We start from the raw sequence: 8,899 nt of genomic DNA on the forward strand, positions 1-8,899 counted from the left end.
CGGCAGCTCCTACAGGGTTCTGTGCATATTTCAGCGATCGGGTTGGATCAAGTGGCAGAGCTCCGCGGTCGCCTCGATCATCTGCCCGCTCGGTCGCTCCAGGCCTTTGTCCGTCACTAGCAGCAGCTGTTTGCGAACCACGGCATCGACTTGAGGCCAAGCCTTCCAAGCGTCAAGCTGCACCTGATCACCCGCCAATATCACCTCGGGATTGCGCAGCAACACCGCTTCCACACTGACCTGCGGTGCCGGGACTGTCAGATCGGCGAATACGTTTCGGACACCGCAGACGTCTAGGGCATCACTGATGATCTGCCCGCCGCCAACGGTGTACAGAGGTCGGTCCCAGATCTGATAGAACCCGCGCAGCGGCTGATCCCGCCGATAACGCTGACGCAGCTCGGCCAGCCGCTGGCGCAGATCTGTGGCCAGGACCGTTCCGCGTTCAGGTCGACCGAGCTGTACAGCGATGGCTTCGATCTGCGCAGTGAGTTGTTCAAGGCTATGAGGTTCGGCGACGTAGGTCGGGATGTTCAGGCGCTTGAGTTGTTCTCGCTGAGCCGGGCCGACGCTGTCGGGCCAAAGGAGCAGCAAGTCTGGCTTCAGGCTGACCAAGCGTTCCATGTCCAACTGACCGTAGCGGCCAACGGAAGGCAGACTTTTCAATTCGGCGGGACGTTCGCCGGCATCCAGCACACCCACCAGCAGGTCGGTGGAGCCCAGTTCGACAACGATTTCAGAGAGAGAAGGCGCGAGGCTGACCACTCGATCAACCGCTGCTGCCGAACCACTGGCGACCAGCAGCAAAAACGCCAGCCAGGCAGGGCGCATCAACCCAGCTGACGCGGGATACGGTAGAGGTAAAACAGCACGCTGGTGGAAAGCGCCAGCAGCATCAAGGGAACGGCTTCCAGACCGACGAACACCGCCAATGCACCGATCCACGCCGGCAGGCTGGCTGCGAGAAATGCTGTGCGACGCTTGGCTGCCAGACTAATCCACGCAGCGGGCTCTTCAGGAGTATCGAGGGCTTTTTGGGTGGCAATCAGCGCATGTTTGTAGCGGCCAAAGAACTTCAGGCTGACAAACATCGACGCGACACCGGCGATGAACAATGGCATCGCCAGAACTGGCAGGATCGCGTCGCTCTGGCCAAACACGCCGTTGATCACGAACAGCGGCAACAAGGCCAACGCCAGGTATTGCCACCAGTTGACGGACAGACGCCGCCGCACCTGACCGCGCGTCACGCCCGGTCTACCTCGCCCTGATGCTCGTTGCCCATCATGTGGTCGAGTTTGCTGGCCTTGGTGGCCAGGTAAAGTTTGTTGTGCGGATTGTGGCCAGTGTGCAGGGGCACGCGCTCGGCAACTACGATGCCCATGTCGGTCAATGCCTTGACCTTGCGCGGGTTGTTGGTCATCAGGCGCAGGGATTTGACACCCAGATGCTCCAGCATCGGCAGGCACATGGCGTAGTCGCGCTGGTCGGCGGCAAAGCCAAGGCGCTCGTTGGCTTCAACGGTGTCGGCACCGCCATCCTGCAACTCGTAGGCGCGGATTTTGTTCAGCAGGCCAATGCCACGACCTTCCTGACGCAAGTACAGCAACACGCCACGACCTTCGCGGGCGATGGCCTGGAGCGCCGCCTCAAGTTGCGAGCCGCAGTCGCAACGCTGGCTGAACAAGGCATCGCCAGTCAGGCATTCGGAGTGCAACCGGCCGAGTACCGGGGCACCATCGGCGATCTCACCCAGGCTGAGCACAACGTGCTCGCGGCCGGTGGCTTCATCGAGAAAGCCATGCATGGTGAATTGCGCAAAAGGCGTTGGCAGCTTGGAAGCGGCGACAAAAACGACAGGCACCGGTGTGCTCCTGATCTATAGAGACTGAAGATTCGCAGGCCGGCATTGTAACAGCAGCTTCCGACGGGCGCTTAGGCTGAATTATCGGCGATAACTATCAAAAAGTTTGATATTCGCCCATTGCGCCCTTTGTGGGAGCAGGCTTGCTCGCGAAAGCGGTGTGTCATTCAGCGAAGATGTCGACGGATAGGACGCCTTCGCGAGCAAGCCCGTTCCCACAAGGGTGAATCGGCGATCGCGGTCAATTTGGAGCAAAGGGATAAGGCTGTTTCCAGCGCTCGAAAATCGGTTTCAGCTCGCCGCTTTTCACCAACGTCTCCATGCGCTCATCAAACAGCGCCATCAGCGTGCGGGCTCTGGGGGTCTTGGCGAAACACAGGTACAAAGGCAATTCGGCGATGTGGGTGCGGCGCAGCTGGGATGGATCCTTGGCCCGATTGAGTACGTAATCGACTTCTGTGAGCGCATCGATGTAAAAGTCGGCACGATTTTGCGTCAGCATGGACACGATGCCAGTACGTCGAAGCACTTCGTTATAGCGGCGTACGTTGGGCAGATAATCCTGATAGTCGTAGCCACGCACCCAAGCCAGTCGATAGTTACCCAAGGTTTCGGTCGTGGGTACCGGGCCGGCGGCCAGTCCAAGGGCATAAATATGATCGGTGTCGAAGTTCCACTGAGGATAGAGGAGCTTGTCCGACTCATCACGATAGGAGCCGACGCAGGCGTCCACTTCCCCGCGCTCGGCCAAACCCAGGGAGCGCAAGTACGGTTCGGAGCGAATATCCAGCGTGACGCCCACCGGCTCAAAGACCTTGCGCAGCACATCCCAGCCGAGACCATGCCCGTCGGCGGCGGTGTAGTCTTCCCAATCTTCGCTGGCCAGGTGGATCACCGACGGCGGTGTCGCGGCGTCCTGCGCGTGAGCGAGCGAGCAAAACAAGGCGAACACCATCACCATCAACCCGCGTCGAGCCATCCCTAGTTCTCCCACTTAATTCCTCAGGCGAAAATCCAAACCAGTCCCTGCATCGCCAGCCAAGCAAACACCCCTGCCAACACGTCATCAAGCATGATCCCGACGCCGCCGTGTACGTGCCGGTCGATCCAGCGAATCGGCCAAGGCTTGAGAATATCGAAGAAGCGGAACATCAAGAACCCTACCAACAACCACTGCCATCCTTCCGGCACCAGCCACAGGGTGATCCACATCCCGACCATCTCGTCCCAGACGATGCCTTCATGGTCGTGCACACGTAAATCATCGGCCACTTTGCCGCAAAGCCAGAAGCCGAACAGCATGGTGATGCCCAGCATCAACCAGTAACCCCAGTCGGGCAACATCTGCCACAACGGAATGAAGGGTAGCGCAACTAACGACCCCCAGGTGCCCGGTGCCTTTGGCAAGGTGCCCGAGCCGAAGCCGAACGCCAGAAAATGCCATGGATTGCGCCAGACCGACGGCGGTACGAATTCCGCCGGGACTTGCTTGGGATGGTCTGTCACGGTGTCTCCCGAAAATGTTGATAGCCCCGTGTTTGCGGGGTGATGTCTTGCCCATCGGCGTTCAGTAACGTCACGCCCTGCCCGCTCACTACCTGTCCGACTACATGCACCGGCCAGCCTTTGGCCAGTATTGCCGGCAACTCGACGGACGGTAGGGTGAAGGCCAGCACATAATCGTCGCCACCGCTCAGCGCGGCACTTTGCGCGCCTGCCTGACCGAGAAAAGCCCGCAGCGCCGCCGACATTGGCAAGCGCTCAAGCTCGATCTGTAAGCCGACCTTCGACGCAAGAGCGATGTGCCCGCAATCTGCGAGCAAGCCATCGGAGATGTCCAGCGCCGAGGTCGCCTTGCCGCGTAGCGCCTGGCCCAGGCCAAGCTGTGGTTGCGGCGACCAGTAATGTGCCAGCAACGGGTCGGCAATGGCGGCTTCGGCGGTACGTTGACCGAGAACCAAGGGTAACGCGCCGGCCGCATTGCCCAACTCGCCGCCGACACACAGCAGATCACCCGGTTGCGCACCGCTACGGGTCAATGCCTGACCGGACGGCACCCGACCGAATACGGTCATGGTCAGGCTCAACGGCCCTCGAGTGGTGTCGCCGCCAACCAATGCCACGCCGCAGCTTTGCGCCATCTGGTTCAAACCACGGGAATAGGCTTGCAGCCAATCGGCAGTCACCGTCGGCAAGGTCAGGGCAAGGGTAAAGGCGATGGGGGTGGCGCCCATGGCAGCCAGGTCACTGACCGCCACGGCCAGCGAGCGCTGGCCGAGCAGAAACGGATCGCAAGGATCGGCGAAATGCACACCGGCCACGAGGGTGTCGGTGGAAATCGCCAGTTGCTCCCCAGGAGGAACTGCCAGCAAGGCGCAGTCATCGCCGATTCCGAGGGCAACGCCATCGCCGCCCTGCGCACAGGGCGCGGCGGCGAAGAAATTGCGGATCAGCTCAAACTCGCCCATGTCCTGGTGCCGACATTACAAGCGCCAATCAGCGCTTGAACGCCTTCACTTCAGCTTCACGCAGACGCGGGGCCAGCTTGTCGAGCACACCGTTGACGAACTTGTGACCGTCGGTGGAACCGAAGACCTTGGCCAGTTCGATACCTTCGTTGATCACAACGCGGTACGGCACATCGACGCGCTTGAGCAGTTCCCAGGTGGACAGGCGCAGAACGGCCAGCTCAACCGGGTCCAGCTCGTCGATGGCCAGGTCCAGGCATGGCGTGAGCGCGGTGTCGATTTCGGTCTTGAACTGCGGAACCCCGTGCAGTATCTCGCGGAAGTAAGCACCATCGACATCGGTGAAATCGTTATCGACCCGGAACTGCGCTTCGATCTCGTTCAGCGACTGCTTGGCCATGTGCCATTGGTACAGCGCCTGGGTCGCGAGCTGACGAGCTTCGCGACGCTTGGCGCTTTTCGATGGCTTGCCAGCATCCGCAGGCTTTGGATCGCGCGGGTTGAAACGATCGCTTTCGTCGCTAATCACTTGGCCTCCAACTGCGCCAGCAGGCTGACCATTTCCAGAGCGGACAGGGCAGCTTCAGCACCTTTGTTACCGGCCTTGGTGCCGGAACGTTCGATGGCTTGCTCGATGGAGTCAACGGTCAGGACGCCGAAAGCGACCGGTACGCCGAATTCCATGGACACCTGGGCCAGGCCCTTGGTGCATTCGCCCGCCACGTATTCGAAGTGCGGAGTGCCGCCACGAATGACCGCGCCCAGGGCGATGATTGCAGAGAACTCGCCCTTCTGAGCGACTTTCTGCGCAACCAGCGGGATTTCGAAGGCGCCAGGAGCGCGGATGATGGTGATGTCGCTTTCGCTCACACCGTGGCGAACCAGGGCATCAACTGCACCGCTGACCAGGCTTTCAACGACGAAGCTGTTGAAACGGCCTACTACCAGAGCGTAGCGGCCTTTAGGGGCGATGAACGTACCTTCGATGGTCTTCAGGGTCATTCGATAGATCTCTTAAAGAGCCGGGACGCGTCTTCTACGCGTCCCTCAGTGATATTTGAACCGCGAATTGCTGGCCGGAAACAACCGGTCATTATTCGGAGGGCACGTATTCTACAACTTCCAGATCGAAACCGGATATCGCATTAAATTTCATCGGTGCCGACATCAGGCGCATTTTGCGCACGCCCAGGTCACGCAGGATCTGCGAACCGGCACCCACAGTGCTGTAGGTGGTCGGCTTTTTCACGGCCAGGTGATCGGCGGTTTCACGGATGTGCGCCAGCAACACGTCGCCATCGAGCGGGTGACCGAGCAACAGCACCACGCCGCTGCCGGCCTCGGCCACCGCGGACATCGCGGCGCGCAGGCTCCAGCGGCCTGGTTGCTTGACCATCAGCAGGTCGCGCAGCGGGTCCATGTTATGCACCCGGACCAGGGTCGGTTCTTCGGCGCAGACATTGCCCAGGGTCAGTGCCATGTGCACGTCGCCTTCCACGGAATCACGATAGGTCACCAGGTTGAATTGGCCCAGTTCGCTGTCCAGAGGCTGCTCGGCAATCCGCTGAACGGTACGTTCGTGGATCATCCGGTAGTGAATCAGGTCGGCGATGGTGCCGATCTTGATGTCGTGTTCGACGGCGAAAGCTTCCAGTTCGGCACGACGGGACATGGTGCCGTCGTCGTTCATCACTTCGCAGATCACACCGCTCGGCTCGAAACCGGCCATGCGCGCCAGGTCACAGGCAGCTTCGGTGTGGCCGGCGCGGGCCAGGGTGCCGCCGGCCTGGGCCATCAGCGGGAAGATGTGGCCCGGGCTGACGATGTCTTCAGCCTTGGCGTCTTTGGCTGCAGCCGCCTGCACGGTGCGTGCACGGTCGGCAGCGGAAATACCGGTGGTCACGCCGGTCGCCGCTTCGATGGACACGGTGAACTTGGTGCCGAAACCGGAGCCGTTGCGCGGCGCCATCAGCGGCAGCTTGAGCAGCTCGCAGCGCTCGCGGGTCATCGGCATGCAGATCAGGCCACGGGCGTGCTTGGCCATGAAGTTGATGTGCTCGGGCTTGCAGCATTCGGCGGCCATGATCAGGTCGCCTTCGTTCTCGCGGTCTTCGTCATCCATGAGGATGACCATCTTGCCTTGGCGGATGTCTTCAACCAGTTCTTCGATGCTATTGAGCGCCACAAGGCACCCCCTTCTGTCAAAAATTGAGCTTCAGGATTTGAGGTAGCCGTTTTGGGCCAGAAAGCTTTCGGTAATGGTGCTGCCAGCAGTTGATTCTGCGGCCTTGTCGCCCAGCAGCAAACGCTCCAGGTAACGGGCGAGCAAGTCCACTTCCAGATTCACCCGGCGACCCGGCTGATACGACGCCATGATGGTTTCAGTCAGGGTGTGCGGAATGATGGTCAGCAGGAACTCGGCGCCATCGACCGCGTTCACGGTCAGGCTGGTGCCATCAACCGTGATCGAGCCTTTATGGGCGATGTATTTGGCCAGTTCTTTCGGCGCGCGGATGCGGAACTCCACTGCGCGGGCGTTCTCGGTGCGAGCGACAACTTCGCCCACGCCATCGACATGGCCGCTGACCAGATGCCCGCCGAGGCGAGTGGTCGGAGTCAGGGCTTTTTCCAGGTTGACCGGGCTGCCGCTTTTCAGGTCGTTCATGGCGGTGCAGTCGAGGGTTTCACGGCTGACGTCCGCCGCGAAGCCGTTGCCCGGCAACTCAACGGCGGTCAGGCACACGCCGTTGACCGCAATGCTGTCGCCCAGCTTGACATCGCTCAGGTCGAGCTTGCCGGTTGCTACATGGACCCGCACATCTCCGCCTTTAGGGGTCAATGCGCGAATACTGCCGATGGATTCGATGATGCCGGTGAACATGGGGTTCTCCTCGAGAACAGGGCCAGCGCTATAGCGATGGCCGGGAATTATACGCTCGCTGCTGGCGAAGGAATGGCAATGACTCGCCAGTCATCGCCCACGGCACGAATGTCAGTGATTTTCAGTTCCGGTGCATCCTTCATCTGCGCGATCGGCCAGTCCAGCAACGGCCGCGCCGAGGAACCCATGAACTTGCCGGCGATGAAAATCTGGAATTCGTCCACCAGCCCGAGCTGGGCAAACGCGCCTGCCAGCCGTGGACCTGCTTCGACCAAGACTTCATTGACGCCACGGGCGGCAAGTTCGACCAGCAGTTGGCGCAGATCAACCTGACCGTCGTAGCCGGGGACGTTCAGGCATTCCGGGCCGTTGGCGTATTGCTCTTCCACCGCCATGCACGTGGCGACCAGCGCGGGTCCGGCCTTGAAGAACGGTGCATCCAGCGGCACGCGAAGACGGCCGTCGACCAGCACCCGCAGCGGCGGACGGCTCATGGCCAGCGTGGTTTGCTCGGCATCCAGGCCCAGCTCGTCGGCACGTACGGTCAATCGAGCACCGTCTGCCAGCACTGTATCGGCGCCGGTCAGCACCACACTGGCCTGGGCACGCAGGCGTTGCACCGCCGAGCGCGCTGCCGGACCGGTGATCCATTGGCTTTCGCCGCTTTCCATCGCCGTGCGACCGTCCAGGCTCATGGCCAGTTTGACCCGCACGAACGGCAGGCCATGTTCCATGCGTTTCAAGAAGCCTTGATTGAGCTTGCGCGCCTCGCCTTCCAGCACGCCGCTGATCGTGGCGATGCCGGCCTGCTCCAGGCGTTGCAGCCCGCGACCGGCGACTTCCGGATTCGGGTCTTGCATAGCGGCCACTACCCGCGCCAGCCCGGCATTGACCAATGCATCGGCGCACGGCGGTGTACGGCCATGGTGACTGCAAGGTTCAAGGGTGACGTAAGCGGTGGCGCCGCGAGCCAGCTCGCCGGCCGCTCGCAAGGCATGGACTTCGGCGTGGGGTTCGCCGGCGCGCTCGTGCCAGCCTTCGCCGACGATCTGCCCATCGCGCACGATCACGCAACCGACCCGTGGATTGGGGTGCGTCGTGTAATGACCTTTGCGCGCCAGTTCCAGGGCACGGGCCATGTAATGCGCGTCGAGGATGGCTTGGTCGGCAGGCGTGGTCATTCTTTCTCCGGCTCTCGAGCCAGGCGATCGATCTCTTCGCGGAACTCGTTGAGGTCCTGGAAGCGGCGATACACCGAAGCGAAACGGATGTAGGCGACTTCGTCGAGCTTCTTCAACTCGGCCATCACCAGCTCACCGACCACGAGGGATTTGACCTCGCGCTCGCCGGTGGCGCGCAGCTTGTGTTTGATGTGCACCAGCGACGATTCGAGGCGCTCGACACTCACCGGGCGCTTCTCCAGCGCACGCTGCATACCGGCACGGAGTTTTTCTTCGTCGAACGGCTGGCGACTGCCGTCGGTTTTGATCAGGCGCGGCAACACCAGTTCAGCCGTCTCGAACGTCGTGAAACGCTCGCCGCAGGCCAGGCATTCACGCCGGCGGCGCACCTGTTCGCCCTCGGCGACCAGACGCGAGTCGATGACCTTGGTGTCGTTGGCACCGCAGAAGGGACAGTGCATGGTGGCAGGCAACAAAAAAAGGGAGGGCCATGGTAGCGCATCCC

The 8,899-nt window shown here is 61.4% G+C and carries 12 protein-coding genes; all 12 read right to left on the reverse strand.

Features of this window, described 5'->3' with window-relative positions; all coding sequences use genetic code 11:
- Positions 1 to 30: 30 nt before the first annotated feature.
- On the reverse strand, positions 31 to 831 hold the full coding sequence (locus tag ACRESJ_RS24995) for a cobalamin-binding protein (protein ID WP_431760296.1): 801 nt from the start codon (positions 829 to 831) through the stop codon (positions 31 to 33).
- Complete coding sequence (locus ACRESJ_RS25000; protein ID WP_431760297.1) at positions 831 to 1,250, reverse strand: MFS transporter; 420 nt, start codon at positions 1,248 to 1,250, stop codon at positions 831 to 833. The genes ACRESJ_RS24995 and ACRESJ_RS25000 overlap by 1 nt, the downstream gene beginning before the upstream one ends.
- The gene (gene ribA / locus ACRESJ_RS25005) at positions 1,247 to 1,864 is read right to left on the reverse strand and encodes a GTP cyclohydrolase II (RefSeq protein WP_044465292.1); all 618 of its coding nucleotides are present in this window, start codon (positions 1,862 to 1,864) and stop codon (positions 1,247 to 1,249) included. The genes ACRESJ_RS25000 and ribA overlap by 4 nt, the downstream gene beginning before the upstream one ends.
- 241 nt (positions 1,865 to 2,105) lie before the next feature.
- Positions 2,106 to 2,843, reverse strand: a complete 738-nt coding sequence (locus ACRESJ_RS25010) for a substrate-binding periplasmic protein (RefSeq protein WP_431760298.1) — start codon at positions 2,841 to 2,843, stop codon at positions 2,106 to 2,108.
- Positions 2,844 to 2,866: 23 nt separating this feature from the next.
- Positions 2,867 to 3,370, reverse strand: a complete 504-nt coding sequence (locus ACRESJ_RS25015) for a phosphatidylglycerophosphatase A family protein (RefSeq protein ID WP_431760299.1) — start codon at positions 3,368 to 3,370, stop codon at positions 2,867 to 2,869.
- Positions 3,367 to 4,332 (reverse strand): thiamine-phosphate kinase, encoded by a 966-nt coding sequence (thiL, locus tag ACRESJ_RS25020; RefSeq protein ID WP_431760300.1) that lies wholly within the window; start codon positions 4,330 to 4,332, stop codon positions 3,367 to 3,369. The genes ACRESJ_RS25015 and thiL overlap by 4 nt, the downstream gene beginning before the upstream one ends.
- 28 nt (positions 4,333 to 4,360) lie before the next feature.
- Complete coding sequence (nusB, locus tag ACRESJ_RS25025; protein ID WP_431760301.1) at positions 4,361 to 4,861, reverse strand: transcription antitermination factor NusB; 501 nt, start codon at positions 4,859 to 4,861, stop codon at positions 4,361 to 4,363.
- A complete protein-coding gene (ribH, locus tag ACRESJ_RS25030) occupies positions 4,858 to 5,334 on the reverse strand; it encodes a 6,7-dimethyl-8-ribityllumazine synthase (RefSeq protein ID WP_224541369.1) in 477 nt (158 codons plus the stop codon). The genes nusB and ribH overlap by 4 nt, the downstream gene beginning before the upstream one ends.
- A 91-nt stretch (positions 5,335 to 5,425) precedes the next feature.
- The gene (gene ribBA, locus ACRESJ_RS25035) at positions 5,426 to 6,517 is read right to left on the reverse strand and encodes a bifunctional 3,4-dihydroxy-2-butanone-4-phosphate synthase/GTP cyclohydrolase II (RefSeq protein WP_431760302.1); all 1,092 of its coding nucleotides are present in this window, start codon (positions 6,515 to 6,517) and stop codon (positions 5,426 to 5,428) included.
- A 30-nt stretch (positions 6,518 to 6,547) separates the two neighbouring features.
- Positions 6,548 to 7,213, reverse strand: coding sequence for a riboflavin synthase (locus ACRESJ_RS25040; protein ID WP_431760303.1), 666 nt, complete (start codon positions 7,211 to 7,213; stop codon positions 6,548 to 6,550).
- A 47-nt stretch (positions 7,214 to 7,260) separates the two neighbouring features.
- On the reverse strand, positions 7,261 to 8,394 hold the full coding sequence (ribD, locus tag ACRESJ_RS25045; protein ID WP_431760304.1) for a bifunctional diaminohydroxyphosphoribosylaminopyrimidine deaminase/5-amino-6-(5-phosphoribosylamino)uracil reductase RibD: 1,134 nt from the start codon (positions 8,392 to 8,394) through the stop codon (positions 7,261 to 7,263).
- Entirely contained in the window at positions 8,391 to 8,855 is a 465-nt protein-coding gene (nrdR, locus tag ACRESJ_RS25050) for a transcriptional regulator NrdR (protein ID WP_192309293.1), read from the reverse strand. Before nrdR ends, ribD begins: the two co-directional genes overlap by 4 nt.
- Positions 8,856 to 8,899 lie beyond the last annotated feature (44 nt).

This window comes from Pseudomonas sp., assembly GCF_050739655.1.
GTDB lineage: Bacteria > Pseudomonadota > Gammaproteobacteria > Pseudomonadales > Pseudomonadaceae > Aquipseudomonas.

What these genes read in the sequence shown, in the direction of transcription:
- ACRESJ_RS25040 (WP_431760303.1), bottom strand. Translation starts at nt 7,213, where the DNA reads ATGTTCACCGGCATCATCGAATCCATCGGCAGTATTCGCGCATTGACC.
- thiL (WP_431760300.1), bottom strand. Translation starts at nt 4,332, where the DNA reads ATGGGCGAGTTTGAGCTGATCCGCAATTTCTTCGCCGCCGCGCCCTGT.
- nrdR (WP_192309293.1), bottom strand. Translation starts at nt 8,855, where the DNA reads ATGCACTGTCCCTTCTGCGGTGCCAACGACACCAAGGTCATCGACTCG.
- ACRESJ_RS25010 (WP_431760298.1), bottom strand. Translation starts at nt 2,843, where the DNA reads ATGGCTCGACGCGGGTTGATGGTGATGGTGTTCGCCTTGTTTTGCTCG.
- ribH (WP_224541369.1), bottom strand. Translation starts at nt 5,334, where the DNA reads ATGACCCTGAAGACCATCGAAGGTACGTTCATCGCCCCTAAAGGCCGC.
- ACRESJ_RS24995 (WP_431760296.1), bottom strand. Translation starts at nt 831, where the DNA reads ATGCGCCCTGCCTGGCTGGCGTTTTTGCTGCTGGTCGCCAGTGGTTCG.
- ribD (WP_431760304.1), bottom strand. Translation starts at nt 8,394, where the DNA reads ATGACCACGCCTGCCGACCAAGCCATCCTCGACGCGCATTACATGGCC.